Source organism: Photorhabdus hindustanensis (assembly GCF_002968995.1).
GTDB lineage: Bacteria > Pseudomonadota > Gammaproteobacteria > Enterobacterales > Enterobacteriaceae > Photorhabdus > Photorhabdus akhurstii.
In genome coordinates this window covers 197,245-222,503 of record NZ_PUWT01000023.1, presented here as the reverse complement: position 1 = coordinate 222,503, position 25,259 = coordinate 197,245, and the positions used below count along the sequence as shown (strand labels likewise).

19 protein-coding genes and 1 pseudogene are annotated in these 25,259 nt (G+C 43.3%); 13 read left to right on the top strand and 7 right to left on the bottom strand.

Annotated features, from left to right (window positions below; genetic code table 11):
• Positions 1-24: 24 nt before the first annotated feature.
• From C6H66_RS09975 to C6H66_RS09960, 4 genes are read right to left on the bottom strand one after another with little or no spacing between them, the layout of a single operon-like run.
• A complete protein-coding gene (locus C6H66_RS09975) occupies positions 25-1,872 on the bottom strand; it encodes an ABC transporter ATP-binding protein (protein WP_248000650.1) in 1,848 nt (615 codons plus the stop codon).
• On the bottom strand, positions 1,772-3,571 hold the full coding sequence (locus C6H66_RS09970; protein ID WP_248000649.1) for an ABC transporter ATP-binding protein: 1,800 nt from the start codon (positions 3,569-3,571) through the stop codon (positions 1,772-1,774). Before C6H66_RS09970 ends, C6H66_RS09975 begins: the two co-directional genes overlap by 101 nt.
• Complete coding sequence (locus tag C6H66_RS09965; protein ID WP_046396422.1) at positions 3,564-4,811, bottom strand: MFS transporter; 1,248 nt, start codon at positions 4,809-4,811, stop codon at positions 3,564-3,566. Before C6H66_RS09965 ends, C6H66_RS09970 begins: the two co-directional genes overlap by 8 nt.
• Positions 4,808-6,814: a TonB-dependent receptor gene (locus C6H66_RS09960; protein ID WP_105395481.1), complete on the bottom strand. Its 2,007-nt coding sequence runs from the start codon at positions 6,812-6,814 to the stop codon at positions 4,808-4,810. The genes C6H66_RS09965 and C6H66_RS09960 overlap by 4 nt, the downstream gene beginning before the upstream one ends.
• 297 nt (positions 6,815-7,111) lie before the next feature.
• On the opposite strand from C6H66_RS09960, the gene C6H66_RS09955 reads away from it, so the two are divergent.
• On the top strand, positions 7,112-8,089 hold the full coding sequence (locus C6H66_RS09955) for a helix-turn-helix transcriptional regulator (RefSeq protein WP_046396421.1): 978 nt from the start codon (positions 7,112-7,114) through the stop codon (positions 8,087-8,089).
• 71 nt (positions 8,090-8,160) lie between these two features.
• Here C6H66_RS09955 and C6H66_RS09950 read toward each other — a convergent pair whose 3' ends face one another.
• Positions 8,161-10,014, bottom strand: coding sequence for a polyurethane esterase (locus C6H66_RS09950; protein WP_105395480.1), 1,854 nt, complete (start codon positions 10,012-10,014; stop codon positions 8,161-8,163).
• Between the two features lie 1,012 nt (positions 10,015-11,026).
• On the opposite strand from C6H66_RS09950, the gene bla reads away from it, so the two are divergent.
• A complete protein-coding gene (bla, locus tag C6H66_RS09945) occupies positions 11,027-11,911 on the top strand; it encodes a class A beta-lactamase (RefSeq protein ID WP_105395479.1) in 885 nt (294 codons plus the stop codon).
• A gap of 149 nt (positions 11,912-12,060) precedes the next feature.
• On the opposite strand, the gene C6H66_RS09940 is transcribed toward bla, so the two are convergent.
• Complete coding sequence (locus C6H66_RS09940) at positions 12,061-12,351, bottom strand: type II toxin-antitoxin system RelE/ParE family toxin (protein ID WP_046396418.1); 291 nt, start codon at positions 12,349-12,351, stop codon at positions 12,061-12,063.
• Positions 12,339-12,611: a CopG family ribbon-helix-helix protein gene (locus tag C6H66_RS09935; RefSeq protein ID WP_046396417.1), complete on the bottom strand. Its 273-nt coding sequence runs from the start codon at positions 12,609-12,611 to the stop codon at positions 12,339-12,341. Before C6H66_RS09935 ends, C6H66_RS09940 begins: the two co-directional genes overlap by 13 nt.
• A 284-nt stretch (positions 12,612-12,895) precedes the next feature.
• On the opposite strand from C6H66_RS09935, the gene C6H66_RS09930 reads away from it, so the two are divergent.
• The 11 genes and pseudogenes from C6H66_RS09930 (at position 12,896) to tssG (ending at position 25,252) form a co-directional block, all read left to right on the top strand.
• Entirely contained in the window at positions 12,896-13,150 is a 255-nt protein-coding gene (locus C6H66_RS09930) for a type II toxin-antitoxin system prevent-host-death family antitoxin (RefSeq protein WP_105395478.1), read from the top strand.
• On the top strand, positions 13,150-13,566 hold the full coding sequence (locus C6H66_RS09925; RefSeq protein ID WP_105395527.1) for a type II toxin-antitoxin system VapC family toxin: 417 nt from the start codon (positions 13,150-13,152) through the stop codon (positions 13,564-13,566). Before C6H66_RS09930 ends, C6H66_RS09925 begins: the two co-directional genes overlap by 1 nt.
• A 324-nt stretch (positions 13,567-13,890) precedes the next feature.
• Positions 13,891-14,956: pseudogene (locus tag C6H66_RS26735) on the top strand (tail fiber protein).
• A 169-nt stretch (positions 14,957-15,125) separates the two neighbouring features.
• Positions 15,126-17,411, top strand: coding sequence for an amidase (locus C6H66_RS09910; protein ID WP_219847612.1), 2,286 nt, complete (start codon positions 15,126-15,128; stop codon positions 17,409-17,411).
• Positions 17,412-17,842: 431 nt separating this feature from the next.
• Positions 17,843-18,832, top strand: coding sequence for a tail fiber protein (locus C6H66_RS09905; protein ID WP_105395475.1), 990 nt, complete (start codon positions 17,843-17,845; stop codon positions 18,830-18,832).
• 578 nt (positions 18,833-19,410) lie between these two features.
• Positions 19,411-19,935 carry a type VI secretion system contractile sheath small subunit gene (gene tssB / locus C6H66_RS09900; RefSeq protein ID WP_046395394.1) on the top strand — a complete coding sequence of 175 codons (525 nt, stop codon included), beginning with the start codon at positions 19,411-19,413 and terminating at the stop codon, positions 19,933-19,935.
• A gap of 7 nt (positions 19,936-19,942) precedes the next feature.
• Complete coding sequence (gene tssC, locus C6H66_RS09895) at positions 19,943-21,424, top strand: type VI secretion system contractile sheath large subunit (RefSeq protein WP_046395417.1); 1,482 nt, start codon at positions 19,943-19,945, stop codon at positions 21,422-21,424.
• Between the two features lie 56 nt (positions 21,425-21,480).
• The gene (locus C6H66_RS09890) at positions 21,481-21,975 is read left to right on the top strand and encodes an Hcp family type VI secretion system effector (RefSeq protein ID WP_046395395.1); all 495 of its coding nucleotides are present in this window, start codon (positions 21,481-21,483) and stop codon (positions 21,973-21,975) included.
• A 51-nt stretch (positions 21,976-22,026) separates the two neighbouring features.
• Positions 22,027-22,467, top strand: a complete 441-nt coding sequence (tssE, locus tag C6H66_RS09885; protein WP_248000648.1) for a type VI secretion system baseplate subunit TssE — start codon at positions 22,027-22,029, stop codon at positions 22,465-22,467.
• Positions 22,468-22,475: 8 nt separating this feature from the next.
• Positions 22,476-24,287, top strand: coding sequence for a type VI secretion system baseplate subunit TssF (tssF, locus tag C6H66_RS09880; protein WP_105395474.1), 1,812 nt, complete (start codon positions 22,476-22,478; stop codon positions 24,285-24,287).
• Complete coding sequence (gene tssG / locus C6H66_RS09875; protein ID WP_105395473.1) at positions 24,278-25,252, top strand: type VI secretion system baseplate subunit TssG; 975 nt, start codon at positions 24,278-24,280, stop codon at positions 25,250-25,252. Before tssF ends, tssG begins: the two co-directional genes overlap by 10 nt.
• Positions 25,253-25,259: the final 7 nt, after the last annotated feature.

Sequence of the window (25,259 nt, the reverse complement as noted above, 5' to 3'; positions counted from 1 at the left end):
ATGACGGTTACGAAACGGTGGGGGTTACACCTTATTTGGCGTATTTGGGTGTAGATGCCAATACTCTTCTGAGCCGAGATGGTTTTTCCAAAGAGATTGATAAAGTGAACAACGTCCTAACAATTCATCGTGAGTTCCACTATCACAAAGGGTTCCATGATCCATCACCAATATTTGGTCAGCGCGGGTTATCGTGCTTAGCCGATGAGCGATAACAAAGACTGTTTTATTCTGGGTAAGAGAATCAAACGCCTGTTGTATCAACCGTTCATTTTCGGGATCGAGAGAAGCCGTCGCTTCGTCGAGGAATAAAACCGGAGATTGCTTTAAGATGGCGCGGGCAATGGCAAGACGTTGACGCTCGCCACCAGACAGCGTACCGCCATCCACGCCTAGCGGTGTATCGTACCCTTGTGGTAATGCCATAATCGTATCGTGAATATTGGCAAGGCGAGCAGCTTGCTCCAGTTCTAACTGGGTCGCACTGGGATCACCCAATCGGAGATTATTAGCAACAGTATCCTGAAATAGCGCGGTTTCCTGAAATACCATAGTCACGGTGTCATACAGTGCCTGAGTTTGGTAATGATGGATATCATTTCCACCGAGACGGATTTCCCCCTTATCCAGTTGATAGAAAGAGAGCAATAGATAAGCCAGTGTGGATTTCCCACTGCCACTGGGCCCGACAATGGCGGTCATACTGCCTTGCGGCGCATAAAACGACACATTTTGAATAGCGGGTTGATTCGTACCTGGATAACTAAATGAAATGTTATTCACTTCAACATCATATTTGGTTGGCGCGGTTAATGGCCCGGAAGCTTGCGTGGCAACAGCTTCTATCTCTGCAATATGGGTTTCACCTACTTGCGTTAAGGCCGTGATATTGAGTAGGGGGATAATCCCACGTAAAGGGGTAATGGTGGCAAACAACAGCAGAATCGTGATAAGCATTTCCGAGAGTGTTAATGCTTCTGGTGAATTAAAACGCAGGGCGCCAGCCAGAATGCCAACGACCACGCTGGTATCAATGATGATGTAAAACAGGCTCAGTAGAGGAATACTTCTGAACACCCCACGGCGGAACGCGACACGCAATTGGTCGATTTCGCGATCAAAACGCTGTTCTACCGTAGTGGTCGCCGCCGCGGCACGAATAAAGGACATACCTTGGGCGTACTCAACGATAGCTTCGGATACATCAGCCATCATAGCGGCACGCAAGCGCAATATTTCATTCAGTTTTTTACGGATAGCCCCTAGGATGAACATCCCAACCATCAGCACCAATAATGCACTGCCGCCAACCACCCAATCGAACCAGAATAAAGCCAGGTAGATAAGGGTCAGCATCATCACCTGACAGGCGATTTGCGGTGTGGTATAGGCTGACTGATTTTCCTGCCATTGCACATCTTCAGATAATGTCAGCGCTATCTTTCCGGCACTTAGCCCTCGAATCGTGGCGACAGACATACTGACAAGGCGTTGTAGCAGAGAGCGACGAATTTCTATGCCTAAACCATAGGCGGCAATGGTGAGTTTACGTAATGCGCGAGCCATAAAAGTAAATCGCAGCAACAGCAGAATAACCAGTAACCCCAAAGTGATAAGTGGCAGCATTGCGTTGTCGCTTTCCCCCAAATGGGTGATGGCCCAGGCAGCAATAGCAAGTTGAGCCATAATCGCAACGGTATCAAACTGTTTATATAACAACCCCTTGAACCAAACTCTTTGCAGTTTTGGCGATAAATGTTGCTGGAGACGATTAAATAGCCCCATGATAATTTGCTCCTGTCCCGGTTTTTTCTCCCCGCCAAGCTGCCCACTGTCTGGCGTATGCACCTTGCTGTGCGACCAGCTCCTCATGGGTGCCTTGTTCGATAATCTGTCCTTTATCTAAAACCAGTATTCGATCAAGATGACGGATAGTCGGTAGGCGATGAGCAATGACAATCACTGTCTTATTGCGGCATAAGGCATTGAGCGCCTGTTGCATCTCTTTTTCACATTTTGGATCGGCATAGGCTGTAGCTTCATCCAATACAAGAATTGGTGCGTTTTTCAGAATAGCGGCAGCAACAGCAATACGCTGTTTCTCGCCTACCGATAAGCTCACGCCACCGTTCAGTACAGTGTCGTAGCCTTGTGGTAATTGCTGAATAAATTGATGGGCTTGCGCTGCGATAGCAACCGCTTCAACTTCTGCCTGTGAAGCATCAGGACGGGCTAACCGTATGTTATTAGCCACTGTATCGTTGAACAGGAACACACGCTGGAAAACAAAAGAGACATTATTGCGCAGCGTCGGTTCATCCATATTACGGATATCGACACCGCCAATCGTCACCTGACCGTGTTGAGGGTCCCAAAGACGGGCGATAAGACTCGCTACAGTCGATTTACCCGAGCCACTGGCGCCAACCAGGGCTAATGAACTTCCCGCAGGTATAGAGAATGAAATGTCATTTAATGCATTTTCCTGCTCATCTTGGTAGGAGAAACTGACATTATGCAAAGCAACGCTGTGATCCGCAGGTATTTGGCTCTGAGTACAAGGCATTAGTTCAGGTTGATTCATTAACCAACGATAGCGTGTGATTAACGCTTCTTGCTGCTGCAAACGTGTCATCACAGCGAACATGGATGAGGCAATATTGCCAAATGCCATTGCCGCCAAAATAAAGAAAGTGAATTCGAATAACGTGATCTCTTGTCGGTTTAACAACCAGACCGCCAAAGGGAGGACAAACAACAGGTTAGCACTGGATAGAACGAAAAACCGGCTGGATTTGACCTGCACTTTCTCAACCCAGACATCAATAATGCGTGTCAGAGCGGTGAAAGCCTCCTCCGCGCGTTGTAACGCAACTTTGCCGCCTGAATAGGTTTTAACCACCGGAATCGCATTAATAACTTCACCCATTGTTGAAGCAATACGGTTTTGGGCGGCATAAAAACGCTGAGTTGTCGTTTGCACCTTCATCTGGATATAGACGAATAACAGGCAGGCGCCCAAAGTTGGCGCGAATGCCGCCAAGGCTAACCGCCAATCAATGGCCAGCATGACGCTTAATGCGATCAATGGCCCAAACAAAGTAGCTGACATCTCTGGAATGATATGGGCAATACCATCTTCAAGTTGCTCGACGTCATCTAGCATCATCTTTTTTATTTCAGTGCTGTCGGTCAGCATGAAAAAACCCAAAGGCACAGACTTCAACTTGCTGCTGATATTGCGGCGAACATCAGCCTGTACATCAGCGGCAATCAAATGAGCAAAAAACGTTGAACCACTAAAAGTCAACATAGCGGCAAACGTGAATCCCAATAACATGACGCCATAATTCAATAGCGTGTCATATTGCCCATCATAGATAGACTGGGTGATAAGCCCGGCAACCGCCGCCGGTAACATTTGCAGACCGGCGGAAAGAATAGCAAGTGCGATAGCGACGTAACTCAGCGTACGGTATGGGCGCATCATATACCATAACTCTTTAATAACGCCGGCATCAGCCGCACGCTGCTCCGGTGAGTTCTGAACAGAAGAATCATGGCTATGCATGCACATTCTCCCTTTGGAAATCATGGAATTTATGCAATGTCCAGAACAGGGCAGTGAAGGTGAAAATAAGTGCTAGCATGAAAAGGGTAGCGTAACTTGCTTTAGTCACTATCAATCCCCCCAACATGGAACAGATAATTGCAACGCCCATATCCGTGGATTGCATCAACGCAAAATCCACACCAGACTGAGCACCTGCCGCAAGCGACATCATCTGGGTATACAGCGCAACAAATTTGGCGGCAGTGATCAACGTGATGAAGACGTATGCGGCTGAAAGCAGGGATAACGGCGCTTCTGGTTGCTTGGCAAGCCAGAAAATGCAGGCTAATACGATAGATTCAAGCAGCATAATAGCCAGTAATGTCTGGACAGCGCCGAATTTACGTACGATGACACCACCAAGCAGCACACCAGATAATCCAGCTAATGCACCACCACTGGCCGCGATGATACCGAGTTGAGTTAAATCCACGCCGCGATCGATCAAAAACGGCGACAGCATACCGAGTGAAAGGCGCGTACCGATCATACACAACAATATCAAAACCAGTGCTTGTCTAACCGGCGCCCGGCGGAGGGCATTTTTGAGAGAAGGAGCGGCAACCGGGGCTTTTAAAACCGTCGGCGCTTTTTCTACCTGTGTTTCCCGTAAAAATAGGGCAGGCAATGACATCAATAGAATCACTATGGCTAACACTCCGGCGCCAATGTGCCAACCATACAGTGAAACAAGGTATAGAAACAGACCGCTGCCAATGATGGAGCCCAAATAACCGCCGCCAACTTGCATAACATTACACCAAGGGCGGTGCTTTGGTGGTAACCGGTCAATAGCGTGACCATCGGTGGTGGTATCCACCACGGTCAGGCAAATTGTGATCAGAAACAGACCGACAATAATCAGCGGCATATGTTCGGCGGGTCTTGCCAATGACATTGAACAAAAAAGCAATGTAATTAGCAGATTACCGCAGATCATGATACGGCGGGGGTTTGTATCCCCCGAACCAGATTTACGATAGCGCTCTATAATAGGCGCCCAAAGGAATTTGAACGCCCAAGGCAACATTAGCAAGTAGAGCAAGCCGATTTTATCTGGGGTTACACCGTGGCTGCGTAAAAACGCCGGCATACTTTGTAACGTTAACATGCCGATAGTACTTTGGAGGGTGTAAACCCCCGCCAAAGTCAACAGTAGTAACGATATATGACGGGGATGGGAGATATTATGCGTCATAACGAGACACTCACATCCAGCCCAACATTCAAGCCTTTATTGATCATACTGAGTGTATTTGGCCCCACGGTGAAACTGGAGACGCGATACTTTTTATCACCCAGATTTTCGCCATAGAGTTTTACGCTAACCCCATGCGCCATCTCTAAACTGAATGAAGCGTCATAGAGGGTATATCCCCCCTGTTCAAGGGTATTCGCCTCATTAAAGTAGCTTTTAGAATAGTAACGGGCGCCGGCATTTAAATAGAGGTTACCAGGTAACAACGTTTGATCAATCAAGTAGTCAAAACTTGCATTAAGCATGACATCTGGCGCATAAGGCAGACGTTTATTGTCATAACTTATGCCATTCTCTGTATCGGTCGCATCAGTGAAGTTTGATTTGCCCGCACTTCCCCCAAGAGAAAATTTCAGCCCTTTCATTGGCTTAATTTGGCTGCTCAACTCAATGCCTTTGCTCTCTGCTTTACCCACATTGCGTATAAACTGCGCGCCGATCGGACCAACATAAATTTGTTTATCTTTCGAACGAATGTAGTAAACAGCGCTGTCTAATGTCACTGCGTTATCAAAGAACGAGGTATGCCAACCAAGCTCATAATTATCTGAGGTTTCAGTATTGTAGGGTTTTCTATCATTGGCGGAGGAGACAATGTTATTGAATCCACCGGGTTTGTACCCTTTAGTAGCGGAGATATAGAAACGAGTATCTGGCGTCAATTGCCAGCCTAATGCAGCCTTAGGTGTGAACTCATTGCTGGAAACCTGGTTATCAAAAGCTTCGAGCGCCATCATGCCAGAACGGCCTGCATAATCTATCTGCGATTTTTCATGGGACAAACGACCGCCCAAAGTCAAATCCCACTGAGAAGCAAAGGGCAATTTCACCTCACCAAACAGTGCCAGCGATTTTGCTTTTATTGTGTTAGCCGCATCGCCATAGTAACCGGGATAACCACTGGTATGATGTTTATTCTTTTCATCTGAAAACCAGCCGCCGAGAACGCTGGTAATCCCATTTGAGAAATTGGAGTTCAAACGCAGCTCTTGCGTGGTGGCGTGGTGTTTCTCTTTCCATTTACCCCCGATGAAATCACGGTAAATATCGCGATCCTGATAAGAAGTCACACTGGTTAACACACTGTCGCCAAAATCATATTCAGCCTTGAATGCATAACTGTTAACTCGCCGGGTTAAATCCGGGATAGGGCCATCGTATTCTTTCCGGCGGAATTGTTCGTCATTCAAATAGAGTTCTTCATGGGAATCGAGATCTTCATGAGCGAAGCTAAGTTCAGCACTGAACGAGGAATCTTCCGGCGCAAATGTCAGCTGCCCTCGACCGAGCCAAGTTTTGCTGGAATCAACATTTTTATTACCGCTATTAGGCGCATCAATTTGTCCAGGCTCTTTTACCCAACGCAAGCTGGTACTGCCATAAAGGATATCTTCAATAAGCGGAGTCGATCCGCTGAAAGAACCGCCTTGTTTCAGCTTAGAGTAATTACCGGAAAGGTTTAGCCAGGGGCCTTCTTGCGGCGAACGGGTGACGATATTGATAACACCCGCTTGCGCATTTCCGCCATATAAAGTCCCTTGCGGACCGCGTAATAATTCCACACGCTCCACGTTGATTAATTCTTGTGTTAAGAACTGGTGATCCTGAGGAACGCCATCGACATAAATTCGAACAGAAGGAGAATAGAAATCCGGCGAACTAATACCTCGAATGGTTGTTGCTGAATAAGTTCGGTTCCCCCGTGAACGAATTTGTAAGCCGGGAAAAGCACGCTCAAGATCTTGCACTTGAGTGATACCGGCTTGAATAAGTTCTTCACCCGTTCTAACCAAAACGCTACCATCCACTTTATTTAACGCTTCTTCTCGTTTATTAGCCGTTACAATCAAAGAATCCTCTGTCGCGCCAGGCGAATGTTCTGCCCATACAACAGGCGAAATTAAACAACATAAAACAGACGCCTTAGCGTATTTTTTTTTCATATAAATAACTCGTTATGCACTGTTTAAGATCATGTTTTACAAAAATTAAACATGGTAAAACAAAAAACATAACGGGAGACTATCGATAATATTCCATCAGGGCTAACGGAATAGGGACAAAAGTAGCGCATTACGCACTATTGATAATGATTATCATTAATGATAAAGTGAGTGACATTCACAATATGCATATATATATAAAATAAAAATATAATGTCTTTAATATGCAAAACGCACTGTTTTAAGTGAGAAAACACTTTTTAACCGGTATCCGATGCTAATTTTACAGGGGATCTCATGAAGACGATCTATAGCAAGAAATTAGGAGTTTTCACGGCTGACCATTGCAATTGCATGCATTCGCATGCGGAGAAAAATAATACAAATACTCCCTTATTGATTGAGGAATTATCTGACGGAATTCATATAAACCGAATTCGCTTTGAGCTCGACAAGGATGTCACAGAATATTGTGAAGGGCCGCCAACGGTATCAATTGCGTTTATTTTAAACGGGAGAGGGAAAATGGCGATTGAAAATGGTGATGTTTTAGATATCAGTTCGGGAATGATGATATTTTTCCATTCACCTAAAATGACGCGTGGCATGAACTTCTTTGGTTGCGGCTCATGGCATATTCTCGATATTCGTTTCTCATTGAACGAAATTGAAGCTCAGGAATTACCCCCTTTCACCCAATTAGCGGCAGGTTTTGAGAAGAACGCCAGCTACAGTGATGCATTGATGATGGCATGTCCCATTTACCCACCATTTATGCAGATAGTGAATCAAATAGAAGAGTGCCAATTAAGTGGCAATGTAAGAAAGGTTTATTTAAAAGCAAAAGCGTTAGAAATACTCGCTTGTGTAGTATCTCAGGTTTATGACTGCCAGTATAATGTGATCAGCGGGTCGCAACGCCGTGCTGTTTATAATGCAATAAAAATAATTAACAGTGATTATCATTCCCCTTGGACGATAAAATCATTATCAAGAGCAGTTGGCTTGAATGAACGAAAATTAAAAGAGGGATTTCGTGCGGTTGTTTTTCGCACTTTCCATCAATATCTGGAGAATGTCCGTATGACAACCGCAGAAGATTTACTAAAAAAAGGAATGAGTGTCATTGATGTTTCTACCGCAGTAGGTTATTCCAGCCCAAGTCACTTTTCTAAACGCTTCCGGCAACATTATTTGATCAATCCTAAAGCATGGCAGGCGAAATATGCCGTTGGTCACACCTTATTAACAGAAAATATCGTAGCCGGGAACTAACTATTCAATTGACTCAAGATGGCCATGTCACATGGCCACTTTACGAATAGGGGTATCGCATAATTTATATGTTACGCCAATATTATATTATCAGCCAATAAACTATCCATGCTGACGCCAACCAGAGTGACTGAATTTTGGCCGAAGGTAAACACTAAATCATTGTTCACCACAGAGGCATGATCCAGATAATCACTCTTATCACTGCTACCTTCGGTTCCTATGAACACCAGTTTATCGGTTTTGTTATAGCCATAGATGATATCTTGTCCAAAATCACCGTTGAACAGGAAGGTATTGTGATTCCCCTGACTTTTCATGACATCGTTTCCTTCACCACCGACGAAGACATTATTGTTACCGAAGCCGATCAGCGTATCATCACCATCCAGACCAAACAGCCAACTACCGGAAGTTTTAGACGTCAGTGTATCATTCCCATCATTGCCTGTTACTGAATTGGCGTATTTCGTCTTCAATCCGCTGTTGGAATACAAACCATCGGCTCTGACTTGAGAATCCACCTGTTTAGTCAGAAACAGCCAGGTACTTTCCTTACTTCTTATAGTCGAGATATCCGTAGCAATGGTAATACCACCTTGTGCATCACGCACATACAATGTACCCGCCTGGTCATAGGCTATTTCTGCATTTTTTAGTGACTTCTGTAAATCAAAAGTATTATGGCCTTTCCCGCCGGCAATCATGTTAAATCCACCGTCATCGCGGAATATATCATTACCGTCGCGCCCTTCCAGATAATCGTTTCCTTTACCACCTTTAATCAGGTCGTTGCCGTCGGTACCAATAATAAAAGTACTGCCAGTGTGTTTTTCAGCATTCCGGTTTAAATCCTGTACCCAAGTCTTTTCACGGGTGACATTGGAAAGGTTGCTGACAACAATAGTCGAATCTTTATGTGTTAGATCGTAGAACGTTGAATCCATAATACGTTGCATGCCGCTCTGGTAAAATGGCGTCACATGTGAAACCCAAGTTGACAGATTAGCAATAGAGAAGGGCAGTACATTCCACCAGTCTGACGCATAGTGATCGTTAAAATTAACAATATTATTTGTAGCCGAATCTCTTGGTACATCGTGAACGCCCGCAGAGTTCGCATCAACACTGGTGCCGTTGAGCACGCGGAACACAGGATCATTTTCATATCCTACATTCAGCACCTTGTTACCTTTCTCATACTGTGATGGCGAAGCGAAAGTGATATAGTTCGACTGGGAGTAGAATCCCCCCCATTTCGTATCGCTAGACTCCGCCATACTATTCACAGCTAACCCACCCAAACTATGGCCGCTGACCACAACGTCATTGCCCGTCAAACCGTGAGCTTTGGCATAATTGGCTACATGGTCCAGCAGCCGGCCAAAAGCGTTTGGCGCGTAGTCATTCGAATATTCTTTCTTACCTAAAGCCACCAGCACATTATTCATAATGTCGCCCAATGTATCGGTAATAACTGACTCTCGAGGACCACTCGTACCGCGAAACGCAATGCCAATAGAAATCAAATTGCCATCAGCATCATATTTTCCCATTACCTCTGCCTGAGCAGTGGAATGACTTGCTTTTTCGCCAAAAAAAGTACCGCGGGCATCAGTTCTACCCTGATAGCCTAACTCATCAGCACTGATAGTAAACCACCCTGATTCATTGAGTTTATCTTGTGCCTGTTTTTCTGCGTCCGGATTCCAAGGCAATTTAGGCGTGATGCCCTGCGATGTCGTGCTGCCGAGAATTGCGGTCAGCAACGTTAATGGCATCCCTAAACCAAAACCATAATTGTAATACCCCTCGGCAAATCCGCTACCCAGATTATGATAAGCATATCCAGAGATAATTTTTGCGTCGGAAAACAACTCTTTGGAAGTAGTGCTATCAAAGTCTTTGTACTGAAAAACACCCATGATGCATATCCTTGTTAAGTTAAAATAAGGTTAAAAAAGTGTTCTAAAAATATTAACCGGCTAGGTAAGTATAGATTGATGTAGATCATTTAAAGAGTAATTGTCTAAAAATTTATAAATTAGTGAGCCATAATGAAAATTTAATATTTTTACAAATCTTTAATTGAATAAATTAAGTTTATATGCTAAATGATCTCGCAGGTGAGAATAAACATACTAAATATATCTATATCATTGTTGATAGTTTTTAAAAGTAACTAAATTAATAGATAGTTATAGTCCACAATATTATAAAGGGAGATCGGTTAATTCCATTTAATACATATAAAATAAATATGGATATTTAAATTAAATGAAAAAATTTATCGCTGACTCACTTAATTGGTTAGAAAAATAAAATTAAAACCCATTCAAATTAATGCATAATACTGACATTCATTTCTTATTGATTAGAATAGTTGTTATTACTCTTTCAATATAATTTCTTTAATAATCAATTCACAAATACAATACATTGATTTTTTATTTAAAAACAAACTTTAAAATAAGATTATAATTGCATTATGTTAATAATTATATTTATTAAATTGTAATGATAAATCTGTATTTATATTTTTAACACTTACTATTTTAAATTAGTTTTCTTTGATAAAATTTTAATTTTATATTCATACAACAAATTAAATTAAAAGTACTTAAAAATCAACAAAATATTACCATTTCATTAGCGTAAAATCACAGCCATAAGTAATTTGAATCATTCATAATAAGTTATTGAATTTAATTTTTACACAGGGATAAAATGAATTAAAAATAACAAAGATAATTCTAAATCTTCTAATTACAATTACCACGGCATTAAATGAAATATTATTTCACATTATATCGCAGATTAAACACAATGCTTATCATGATAAAAATCGCCATAATAAAATATTATTAAAAATAGTGCGACATTACTTTTTTCTCTCTATAATGCGTTTTTTTATTATCCATATTACGAGATCCAAATATGAAACACTCTCCGTTGCGGCGTTCGTTATTATTAGCCGGTATTACATATCCATTGATCAACTTTGCTTTTCCGGCATGGGCTGGCGCTATTCCCTCATCCCTGCATAAACAACTTACCGAACTAGAAAACAGCACAAAAGGCCGTTTAGGCGTGGCGCTGATTAATACTGCCAACGGCCAGGAAATTCAATACCGAGGGGATGAACGTTTTCCTTTTTGTAGTACTTTCAAGCTGATACTTGCTGCGGCGGTGTTGCACAAAAGCATGTCCCAGCCAGAATTATTAGCGAAACATATTCATTATCGTGAGTCTGACTTACTCTCTTATGCTCCTATTGCGCGCAAGAATTTAAATCAAGGGATGAGCGTTGCACAATTATGTGCGGCAACAGTGCAATACAGCGATAACACCGCAGCAAATCTATTGATTAAAGAATTGGGGGGATTAGAGGCAGTAAATCGCTTTACTCAAGGTATAGGTGATCCTGCATTTCGACTCGATCGCAGGGAACCCGATTTGAACAGCGCCATTCCCGGTGACCTCAGAGATACCACAACACCCACGGCAATGGCGGCCAGCGTGAAGAAAATCGTGCTTGGAGAGGTACTTGGAGCATCACAACGTGAACAATTAATCGTTTGGCTTAAAGGAAATACCACCGGAGATGCCAGTATTCGCGCTGGTACCCCAGCCGACTGGGTAGTGGGTGATAAAACCGGAGGTGGCGATTATGGCACCACTAACGATGTCGCGGTACTTTGGCCGCCAAAGGGGGCGCCTGTGGTTCTGGCAGTTTACTTTACCCAACCTCAGCAAGATGCCGAATCACGCCGTGATGTACTTGCTGCGGCTACGCGGTTGGTGATGGCGCATTTAACCTAATTTTTCTTGGGATGCTAAGAGGGTGAATGACTAAAGTTTACACCCCTTAGCATTATGTAGTAACGTGCCTGCATAATACCGGAGTACACCATGTCAATCACAACCTTATCGAGTAGTGGGTGATAAAACCGGTAGTGGTGATCATTATTTTAATATCCGGCCTCTTTTTGATGTCGTACAGCAAAAATTGTGGCTGTTTCACCCTCAATCCGGTACATGGCGATATAGCCGCTACTTCCAAAATCAATAAGCCACTCCCGGAATGCCGGATCCATCTCGTCAACAGGGCGTCCTGCTTCAGGCTGACATGCCAGCATTTTCACGCCAGCACGTATTGTTTTAATGGCTCGACGAGCAGTGTCTTTGTCTTTTTTGGCAAGAAAACCATAGAGCCGCTGTATATCAGCAAGAGCAGGTGGAGACCAAATCAAACGTGGCATTCAGGTAACTCCGCATCTTCTCCTGCTTCGAGCTTAGCTAACCAATCGTCCGCTTCTTCAAGTGTCAGGTGTAGTCCATTCTCTTGATACGCTTCCCAGGCACACAATGCATCCTGTTTGAAAGATTCACGTTTTTCTTCACGCTCTACATAATCACGTATAGCTTCACGCATTATCCAATGGGCTGAACGATGTCGCACTTCTGCTAAATACTGGATGCGACTTTTCAAATTATCATCAAGTTTTACTGAGGTTGCCATTTTCTTCCACCTAAATATTAGAAGGTAATACCTTTTAATACTATATCATGAAATCTCCGCTTTGCTACTAGGTAAAGAAAACCTTCGTTTTTCACTTGCTTGATGCAACCTCAGCAAGATGCCGAATCACACCGTGATGTACTTGCTGCGGCTACGCGGTTGGTGATGGCACACTTAACCTAATTTTTCCTGGGATGCTAAGAGGGTGAATGACTAAAATTTGCACCCCTTAGCAATATGTAGTAACGTACCTACATAAATTAGCTATTATATCGAGGTGCACCATGTCAATCACAACCTTATCGAGTCGGCAGCTCAATCAGGATGTCAGCGGGGCAAAAAAAGCAGCTAAAAGCGGTCCAGTGTTCATCACAGATCGTGGCAAACCGGCACATGTCCTGCTAACCATTGAAGAATATCAACGAATCACCAAGCAGCGTAGAAACATCGCTGATGCTTTAGCAATGCCCGGTGTTGAAGATATTGAATTCAATCCACCACGTGTCGCTATCAATAGCCGTCCAGCCAATTTTTCATGATGTATATTCTTGATACTAATATTGTCTCTGAACTTCGGAAAGTTCGAACGGGTAAAGCTAATGCCGGTGTGGCTGCATGGGCTGAAAGTGTTGATGCAACGGAGCTTTTCCTGTCAGCCATTACTATTATGGAGCTGGAAACCGGCATCTTACAGATTGAACGACGAGACATAACCCAAGGGGCATTATTGCGCTCATGGTTCAACCACCATGTAATACCGGAATTTACTGGTCGGATCTTGCCAGTAGATACGGCTGTAGCTCAGCGGTGTGCCCGGTTGCATGTCCCTGATCCATGCTCAGAGCGTGATGCACTAATCGCCGCCACCGCGCTGGTTCATGGTATGACTGTCATCACACGAAATGTGATTGATTTTGAATTGACCGGTGTACCAATATTAAATCCCTGGGTTTAAGGATGATGAAATATTTAAATATGCATGTTTATATTAAGTAGAAAATAAACATGCATATTAATGTATTTATTAAAAATCAAATCAAATAAAAACATTTTCATATTTTATAGATTAATTTTCAATAAAATATAAAGGGAATAATTCACCACTTATTAATCAATTTATTATCCACTTATACAAAAATAATTAACCCTGTAAGCTATAAAAACAACCCATTATTATTTTCTTGAACTAGACTATGATTGTCGTCAATAGATAGAGTTATCTATACGATAATATAACATATTAATTACGTAATAAAATTATTTTATTCAAGAGGGGAATATGAGCAAGAAAAATGATTTTAAAGCTTTTTCTATTAGTAACAATGCTAATGTAGTGAGTCAAGAAAAATATGAGGAAAATCAAAGCTTACAAGTGGGATTTCCACCAGACAATATATCTACTCACGTATTGAATAAGGCATTACGCCAATCATCAACAATAGCCGCTGTTATCGCTAACTTTATTGCGACACAATCTGATGATGATGTTCTGGATGATGGTGATATAGCTAAACTCACCGCCAAATTAAATCAAGCGTTAAAACAAAAAGTCACAGCAGAAATTCCCAATGCCTCATTAACACAAAAAGGCGTTGTTCAACTGACCAATGAAATTGGCAATAATGACACATTGGCAGTGACACAAAAACTAGTGCAGGAAATCATCAACTCATTGCGTGGGAATATTGATGGTAAAGTCTCCAATAGCCGGAAAATAAATGGTAAAACATTGACTGAGGATATTAATCTGAATGCGAGTGATGTAGGGGCATATACTCGAACAGAGGTATACACCCGATCAGAAGTATATACACGCGCAGAGGTAGATAGACTGTCGAACAGAGGTATACACCCGATCAGAAGTATATACACGCGCAGAGGTAGATAGACTGATTAAAACAACTAATGAAATTCCTGTTGGTGCTCCTATTCCCTGGCCGTTGCCCCATCCACCTATCGGCTATTTCACTTGTAATGGTTCCGCTTTTAATAAATTACAGTATCCAAAGTTAGCAGAAGCTTATCCTGATGGCAGATTACCCGATTTAAGAGGCGAATTTATTCGCGGTTGGGATGATGGGCGCGGTGTGGATGCTAAGCGTGTAATTTTAACATCTCAAGAGGATGCCATTCAAAAAATTACGGGAACATTTACAACGATCAGAGCTGTTGTTATTAACGCCGCTGGAGCATTTTCACTTGGCGATAGTACACATAGAGGCAATACACTTGATGGGGGGGACTACGGAAGAGTGGTCAATTTCGATTCATCACTTGTCGCACGTGCAGCAACAGAAACACGACCACGCAATATCGCATTTAACTACATCGTAAAGGCGGAATAATAATGACACAAGAAAATATCTTAGATTCAAAAACGCTGTATTAGGGATCTAATGGAATAATCCCCAATTTTATCAAGTTTGCTTTTCCGAATGGCGTAATGACTTATCTATCTTCATATTTAAGTTCTAATTTAACCACATTCAGTTCACCCATTATTGGAGATTAATTATGGACTTAGAAAGCATAACCGCCATTCGGTCAGGTCGATCTATTACATGTAATGCATGGTTGTTCTGGTTAAGGAAGTTCACCGGGAACATACCCAACAGCGTGCTAGTAGTGATGGGCTCATTATTCATGAGCGCGGTATTTATGCCAACGACTGATGCATCCAACACACGGATTTTTTCGTTGCAAGAAGCAACCATCAAACAGATGCAGCAAGCGATGGAGGCTGGTGCGTTGTCGAGTGTCGAATTGACGACAATGTACCTGAACCGAGTATATGCCTACGATCTCAATGGCATAAAACTGAACTCCATTCCTGTCTTAAATCCAAGAGCGCTTGAGGAGGCTGCGGAGACAGACCGTCTGCGGTCTGAGGGCATAATACTCGGGCCACTTCACGGAATCCCTTACACTGTTAAGGATAGCTATATGGTTGCTGGTCTCACCGTAGCTGCGGGTTCGCCCGCTTTCAAAAAGCTGATGGCAAAAGATGATGCTTTCACGGTTAAAAAGATTCGGGAGTCTGGTGGGGTTCTCATCGGAAAGACCAACATGCCTCCGATGGCTGCCGGCGGCATGCAGCGAGGTGTTTATGGTCGTGCGGAAAGTCCCTACAACGCCGACTATCTTACGGCCGCATGGTCTTCCGGTTCATCGAACGGTTCGGCTACTGCGACGGCCGCAAATTTTGCGGCTTTCGGGATGGGGGAGGAAACCATATCGTCTGGTCGTTCACCTGCTTCTAATAATGCTCTGGCGGCCTATACTCCTTCACGTGGATTGATCTCAATCCGAGGCAATTGGCCTCTGTACCCTATACGTGATGTGGTTGTCCCGCATACACGTACTGTTGAGGATATGCTTCGAGTCCTGGATGTGGTAGTGGCTGATGATCCAATCACAGAAGGAGACCTCTGGCGTCATCAGAAGGTTGTCAAACTACCTGCCGTGACTTCAGTACGCCCTAAAACCTATCTTGAACTCAGGGACCCAAATTCGCTGAAAGGACGAAGAGTTGGCGTTCCAAAGATGTACATTGGCAAAGATTTTGGCGGCAGTGATCCCGTTCGCGTCAGGCCGTCTATCATTGAACTTTGGGATAAGGCTGCCGCTGACCTTCGTGCGCTTGGCGCTGACGTGATTGAAATCGATTTCCCACTCCAGAATAATTATGAGGGGGACCGTGTAGGTACTAGAACGATGGAAGAACGCGGACTTATTCCGCTCAACTGGATGGAATTGGAGTTTAACTACATAAATTCCTATGCGGCCGAAGAGTTCCTCAAGAGCGTAGGAGACCCGAATTTTCCTTCTTGGACTAATATTAACCCGGCGACAGTATTTCCAACCCCGCCAGCATCCGTCGATGCGTGTCGCGGATTTAATCGAAATTCAGATTATAAATTGCTCATCGACACAATCAAAGCTGGGGTCCAACCCATCGAGAAACTACCGGGTTTTGCGGCTATGCTCCGCGGCCTCGAAGAAACGCGAAAGATAGACCTTGAGAACTGGATGAAAGCGGAGGAACTTGATCTCATTGTTTTTCCCGCAAACGGCAACATCGGTAAGGCTAACGTAGATGTCAATAATGTCTCATACGAAGAAGCATTGCAGAACGGTAACCTGTACTCAAACACCAACTATGTTCTCCGTCACCTGGGCATCCCAAGTGTTTCAGTGAGCATGGGGACCATGAAGGACACGGGTATTCCTGTTAACTTAACATTCATTGGCCCAGCTTACAGCGACAACGATCTGCTTCGGTACGCATACGCTTATGAATTCGCCACCAATAACAGAACCATAGCAACCCGGGTTCCCCCATTGGCCGACGAAATACTGGACTACTCAGACGGGAAAACAGTACCACCGGTGCAACGCACAGATAAGCTGCCCCCGGTGTTAGTATTGAATGCATCTCTTGCCGGTACTACGCTTACAATTTTTGGTACGGCGAAGGACACAAGTAAAATTGCGACAACGCATATTTATGTCAATGGGATAAAGATACCATTTGATGGCGACTTGGTTAACTGGCAGGCGAAAGTTGACACCAAAAAATACTACAACATCACAGCGTTAGCCGCAGAAGCACTTTTCGTGGTTGTTATTTCTAAAGACGAATATGGTAATACGTCCGCGGCAACCAAAAGTATCAAATTGCCGGTAAGCGAGAGTAAAGCGACAGTACAGATCGACAACGAGACTACGCCATCATCTGTACGTCCGCCAATAGTCATACCTGCGTGTATACCTGGCGGCGCTCCACAACATATTGGTTAAACAAGCGGACACCTATACCCTATGGATTTCAAGATGGATCGCGACGGCAAGGGAGTGAATCCCCGGGAGCATAGATAACTATGTGACCGGGGTGAGCGAGCGCAGCCAACAAAGAGGCAACTTGAAAGATAACGGGTATAGTAGATCATCACAAATATCTTGCTCATATTGATGTAATTATTAAACCGGGTTGATATTTCATTAGAAACCAGATATTAACTGGCCTGAAAAACCGCAAGAATAATAGATAATAGCATTAAAGTTTTATTGTCTTTAAATATTGATACAAGACTATTTTTTAATCCGCACTTTGTCTTAATAAAATCTTGTATAAAAACGAGCTTATCGCTATGTTATGAATGATTGGTATAAATTATGTGGAATTATTTCTAATAATTTAATGTATTAATTATAAAATTCATGGTAAATATATGAGCCAAAAAAATGATTTTAAAGCTTTTTCTATTAGTAATAATGCTAATGTGGTAAGCCAAGAAAAATATGAAGAGAATCAGAGTTTACAGGTAGGATTTCCACCAGATAATATTTCTACTCACGTATTAAATAAGGCATTACGCCAATCGTCAACAATAGCTTCCGTTATCGCTAATTTTATTGCGTCACAATCTGGTGACGACATTCTAGATGATGGTGATATCGCTAAACTCACTGCCAAATTAAATCAAGCGTTAAAACAAAAAGTCACAGCAGAAATTCCCAATGCCTCATTGACACAAAAAGGTGTTGTTCAACTGACCAATGAAATTGGCAATAATGAGACATTGGCAGTGACACAAAAGCTAGTTCAGGAAATCATCAACTCATTGCGTGGAAATATTGATGGCAAAGTCTCCAATAGCCGAAAAATAAATGGTAAAGCGTTGACTGAGGATATTAATCTGAATGCGAGTGATGTGGGAGCATATACCCGAACAGAAGTATACACCCGAGCAGAAGTAGATAAACTGATTAAAACAGCCAATGAAATTCCTGTTGGCGCTCCTATTCCCTGGCCGTTAGCGCATCCACCTATCGGCTATTTCACTTGTAATGGTTCCGCTTTTAATAAATTACAATACCCGAAGTTAGCAGAAGCTTATCCTAACGGTAGATTACCCGACCTAAGAGGGGAATTTATTCGGGGCTGGGATGATGGCCGAGGAGTGGACAAGGATAGAGCACTTCTGACAAACCAGAGTGACGCTTTACAAGATTTAAGGGGGTCATTTGTGGGAGATAATGGAATAGCAATCTCCACTGAAGGTGTTTTTGCTAACGGAGGAACAGTAAACGGTATGTATGGATCTCCGAATGATTACGACAGTTATAAAACCTTATTTGACGCGTCACGAGTAGCCAGAACGAGCCATGAAACCCGCCCTCGAAATATTGCATTTAACTACATCGTAAAGGCGGAATAATAATGATGACACAAAAATAAAGTCGGATTGATATTTCATTAGCGCTAAACTTAATTAGCCTAAAAAGACACCAAATCAAATATTAATAAAGCGCTGTTTCTTAATCAGCGCTTTGATGCAATAAAAACTCGAAAAATATTCCATTTCCATTCAAAAATTCATCACAGGTTAAATTAAACTCTAATTCCATCTATATTTCTATTTTTCTGACTCGTCAGACTTTCGTGATTAAAAACAGCGATATGAAAAATAAGACAAGTATGAAAATGCATTTTCACCACAATGTGCTTTATCTATTTTTCACAGTAAATACAATCAATTACAAAATAATGTTAAATTACAGATATTATATTTCACCTTGAGACTATTGCATTAAATTAATATCCATGAGAACTTATTCACCGCCGAAATACGGTGGGTTTTGAATATCATTAAATGTGTCACAGCATATTAACTTGCTATCAATAGTGTTAATTGATCTCTTCATCTATCTCTCATCTTATTCGGCTATTTAATCAGGTTTGGTGCGGTCTAATATAAATTTGCACTTCCTGTCATATATAAAGGTAAAAGGTGCCATGAATACTCAACGTAAGCTTGATAAAGTCAGACCGCCCCGAGTTCAGATTACTTATGATGTTGAATTAGGTGGCGCGGTCGAGAAAAAAGAATTGCCTTTGGTTATTGGTGTTGTTGGGCAATTCGCGGAGCAATCTATTCCGATGCGTGAACGTCGTTTCATGCATGTTGATAAAGATAATTTTAACGCGGTGATGGAAGGTTTATCACCCTCATTGGAATTACAGGTTGAAAGCGCGCTGCCGGGTCAGAGCGGATTTATTAATGTCGATTTGCAATTTAAATCAATGTCTGACTTTACCCCAGAGAATTTGGCGAAACAGATAGAACCGCTTCGTCATTTATTAGAGGTACGCGGCAAACTCAGTGATTTGAAAGGCCGTGCATTGAGCAATGAAAAATTGCGTGACCGTCTGGCGGAAATTCTGGCTGAACATGCGGATAAATTACCGCAGGTAAATGAAGAAGCAGATGACGTCACCCCGGAAAATAGCAATATCCCGGAAAATAACAATGCACAGTGAGGGCAGTATGGAACAGAGCGTTGTTGAACAACAAGAATTGAAAACGACGGAAACAAATGGTGATTTTCTTGATCAGATTATTGATAACACGCAAGCCATTCGTCGAGAAGCAGATCGTGATCGGGTAAAAAGCCAGCTCGACCAGTTTCTGGCCGAAGTCACCTCCGGTTCACTGGTGGTTTCCGGCGATTTGGTAAACAGCATTGACGAACGTATCGCAGCGATTGATGCGCTGATGTCCGCTCAACTGAGTCTGGTATTACACCACCCGAAATTTCAGCGTCTGGAATCCTCTTGGGTGGGACTTAAAGGATTACTTGACCAAAGCGAAACGGATAATACCCAAATCCGCATGTTGAACGCGACGAAAACCGATTTAATTAAAGATTTTAAATCGGCATCGGATTTCGATCAGTCAATGCTGTTTAAAAATGTGTATGAATATGAATACGGTACCTTTGGTGGTGAACCTTATTCAGCATTTGTCGGTGATTTTGACTTTGATAACAGCCCGGAAGATCTCTATTTGCTAGAACAGATTTCTCATGTGGCCGCCGCAGCCCATGCGCCGTTTATCAGTTCAGTCAACGCGGGCATGTTGGGGCTGAATGATTTTGGTGAACTACCACGTCCACGTGATTTATCCAAACTGCTTGCAACATCCGATTATCTGCGTTGGAAACGCTTCCGGGAATCTGATGACTCCCGTTATGTCGGTCTGACTTTACCACGAGTAATTGGCCGTTTGCCTTACGGGGCAAAAACCATCCCGGTTGAGCAATTCTGCTTCGAAGAGCAGGTGAAGGAAGGAGATAGCGGCAGTTATCTGTGGATTAACGCTGCCTATGCACTGGCAGGTCGCATGGTGGCGGCATTTGAACAGTATGGTTGGTGTGCGGCGATCCGTGGTGTAGAAGGGGGAGGATTGGTAGAAGCATTGCCTGCGTATCATTATGTCTCTGTGTCCGGTGAAAATGTGCTGCAATGCCCGACTGAGGTGGCTATCTCTGATCGCCGTGAAAAAGAGTTAGCAGAATTAGGGTTCATTCCTCTGGTTTATTATAAAGGGACTGACTACGCCGCATTTTTCTCGGTACAGTCACCGAATAAACCAAGGAAATATAACTCTGACCTGGCAAACGCTAACGCAAAATTATCAACCCAATTGCAATACATTATGACAACTTCTCGTTTTGCACATTATCTGAAAATGATTGTGCGTGACAAAGTGGGTAGTTTTATGTCCCGTGAGGAATGTCAGTCTTATCTGCAAAATTGGATCAACCAATATATTGTTGGCTCTGATACCGTTGGCGCAGAAATTAAAGCGAGTCACCCATTACGTGAGGCGAGAGTTGATGTCGTTGAAGTCCCCGGCTCACCGGGAACATATCGGGCTGTGGCCTATTTAAGACCGCATTTCCAATTAGAAGGATTAAGTATGTCTTTACGGTTGGTTGCCGATTTACCACCGTCATCGGCTGCCTGATTTTTATATTTATTAATATTTATCCTATTTATTACAACTAACTGGAGTAGTTAATTATGAGTTCTTCAATTTTTTTACAAATTGATGGTATTACAGGTGAGAGTACCGACAGCAAACATAAACAGTGGATTGAGCTGAGTCATGTCAATTTTGGCGCGTTCAACCATGCACGTATCGCAGACAGCGGTAAACGTAAAATTACCGTTGGTGCATCGGATTTCCGTACCATTGACTGTGTGAAAGTGCTGGATTCCAGTTCAATTGGTTTGCTGTCCGCTGTGGCGCAAGGTACCGCAATTAAGAAAGTGAAATTGGAAATTTGCACGCTTTTCAAAGGCGAAATGCACCCTTATGCGGAAGTGGAAATGGACGAATGTATTATCTCTGACGTTCATGAAACGTGTTCACGTGGTGGTGAATTCCCACAAGAACAGCTTTCTATCGCCTATTCCAAAATTAAGTGGACATTTACACCGCTCAAAGAAGATGGAACTAAAGGAGATAAGGTGGGGCCGGAAGGTTGGGATCTTATCGAGAACAAGAAACAGTAATTTCGACTGTTTACTGCCGGCCAAAGGCTGGCAGTTTCTACCCGGAAAAATATGATGATTCAGCCTTCATTTCTCCATCGCCTGAAAGATGATTATCCACAAGATGAAAAACGGGGTGTCGCACTTGTCTGGTCGCGTCAGGAAGTTGTACAAAGCCTAATTTCTGATTTGAATATGTTATTTTCATCAAGACCGATTTCTGAAATTTCCCCTTTATTTGGTGAGTTACCGAAATCAGTTTTAAATTATGGTGTTTCCGATGTCATTAATGTAGATATTTCCGATGATGAACGTATTGACGCACTTAGCAATAATATTTACCAGGCTATTTCCTGGTTCGAACCGCGCTTGAAAAGCGTCGTTATTACATTACAAAAAAAATACGCCAGAAAGTATAACTTTCTGGGTGAGTGGAATTTTCTTCAACGAACAAGTGGTGTTTTCTATCTCATGGAACAGTACCGCGTATACCTATTCAATTTCATGGGATAAATAACAAAATGATGTTATTACCACAAAAAATACTGACTTATTACAACCGGGAATTGAGTTATTTAAGACAATATGGCGCCGCTTTCTCTCAGCGTTTTCCTAAAATTGCCAAACGTCTTGGGTTCGCAGAAGGCGTTTCAGAAGATCCGCATGTAGAACGTCTAGTGGAATCTTTCGCGTTTCTGACAGCAAAAATCCATCAGCGGATTGATGAAGATATGCCGGAGCTGAGTAACGCTATGTTGGAGGTACTGGCGCCACAGTTTCTACGTCAGGTACCCTCGGTATCGTTGGTGCAGTTTCAACAAGACCCATTAACATCCGGTGTGACCGGAATGATGACAGTGGCGCGGCATACCCCGTTGATTTCTCAACCGGTAGGTGATGTAGCCTGTCGTTTCCGCACGGTATATCCGCTGGAGATGTTGCCATTAGATTTAACACATGCAGAACTAATACCAGACCCTTATGATCGGGACTTTATCTTAACGCTAAATTTTACCCTGTGGCCGGGCGCCAGCTTTCAGGCACGACATATCCGGTTGTATTTACATGGCGCACCGGTGCTGACCCATTGTTTGTATGAATTGTTGTCGGCGCAAGTTAAACAACTAGAATGTCGGTTGGGTGCGCGCGCATTCAACCTGAATAACCGAGATGTTCAGGTAGTGGGCTTCGATCCGCAAGATAACTTATGCGCCGATGATTCATTGATAAATCCGGTTCATCACTTGTTTCGTGATTATTTTAGTTTCCCGGAAAAATTCTTATTCCTGGATATTCCGCTACCGGACGCCGGTGTGATTACCAGTTCATTAGGTGAGCTGCAATACCGTTTCCGGCTTAAGGATTGTGTCGCATTGCGCCGAATTGAACGTATGAGCGATAAAGTCAGCAACGAAACCTTCCGGCTGAATTGCGTACCGATAATTAACCTGTTTCCTCATCAGGCGGAACCCATTATTCCACTGGAAACAGAGCACGAATATCTGGTTCAACCGGATGCGCGTCGCCCACAAAGTATGGAAATCTATACCATCGATCAGGTCGAGATTGTCAGCCGTCAGCAGGAACAATTAAGGTCCAAACCAGTACCGTCATTATTTGGTATTGAACATACACAGTCTGATGAACAGTTCCCGTTATTTTGGCAGGCAACTCCGCGCCCCTCACTCAGGCATAACGATCTGGGGATGAATATGTTCATCGGTTTTTCTGATAGCAGCGGCGAACATCTGAAACCTGAAACCGATGTGGTGATTTTGAGTCTGACCTGTACTAACCGTGATATACCGCGGCAGTTGAACAACGGTCATCCTGATGGGGATTTCGAATCAGAAAGCGCACTTCCGGGCGTAAAAATTCTGGGACTGATCCGTCCTCGCTTGCCGGTGCGTCCACAATCCAATAGTGCCTTGAACTGGCGGTTGGTATCGCAACTCAATTTGAACCAAATGCTACTGAGTGGTCCGCAGGGAGTTCAGTGCTTAAAAGAGACGCTAGAACTCTACAATTTGCTTGGTGATCCGGCCATATCGCGGTTGATTGCACAATTACAGCAGGTTGCTATTGCGCCGGTGAGTGCACGCCTGAATCCCGCCGATCCCTATTCCCTAGCGCGTGGGCTGGAAGTGACATTGACATTTCAGGCACAAGCGGGGGAATTTGTGGATTTTTATCTGTTTTGCAACCTGTTAGAACGTTTTATCGCCATGTATGCGCCGATTAATAGCTTCACGCAGACCGTAACGCAGCTAGAGACGGTTAATAACAGTACCCGTCGTTGGCCGCGTCGCAGTGGGAGACTGACATGGCTTTAGAAAATAAGCTACGTTTAGCTGGCGGCCGTTTTTATCAAAATGTACGCCGTTTGCTTAAACGTTGTCGCCAACGTGAAGAAACAGCAATCACTCCTGATGATGTGGTGCAATTTAGCTCTGTACTCACATTGGATGCGCCGGAAAGGGAAGTCGAGTCTCTATTGCCACCGCAAGAGGGGTACGAGCAGTATCGCATGGCGGTATATCACTTTGGTCTATTAGGAACCCTTGGCGCATTACCGTTGCGCTATACCGAATGGCTGATTGATAGGCGTTACCGCTATGGCGACGAATCAGCTCAGGCATTTATTGATATTTTTACTCATCGTTTGCTTAGTCTGCGTTTTCAGGCATGGCAGAAATACCGGTTGTATATCAATACAGAGTTACAAACCCATGCGGAGTTGCAAAACTATCGAGCTTTACCGGCAGTTATTTCAGCGGTTGCCGGCCAGTTAATGGCGGACACAACACAACGTTCTCATCCCGCCTGTGTCGGATTATTAGCAACACCGGTCCGCTCAATGGTGAATTTACAACACCTATTGCAACGAGAATTTGGTATGGCGGTCAACATCCAGCCTTTTAAAGGGCGCTGGCAATATGCTGAACAGGCTCATCGTTGCTGTTTAGGTCGTAGTTTGTTAGGCGATAACCCGATGTTGGGACATGCTTATTGGGATATTCAATCAGGATTTCATGTTCAGTTAGGACCGTTTGCCGCTCGGCAGAGCACCGCCTTTATGCCGGGAAATGAACAATATCGCAAATTGACACAATGGGTGTGGCAATTTGCCGGGCCGATGCTCTCCTTTTCACTGGAATTGTTGGTACAGCATAGTGGGCAAGGCAATGTATTAAATGGCAGCCGCCAATTGGGATGGGATGGCTGTTTGGGCAATACCGGCGAGAACAATATTCAGCGTATCTATTTGGCTGAATGTACCGGTCCTTACGCAAGTTAAACAAAAA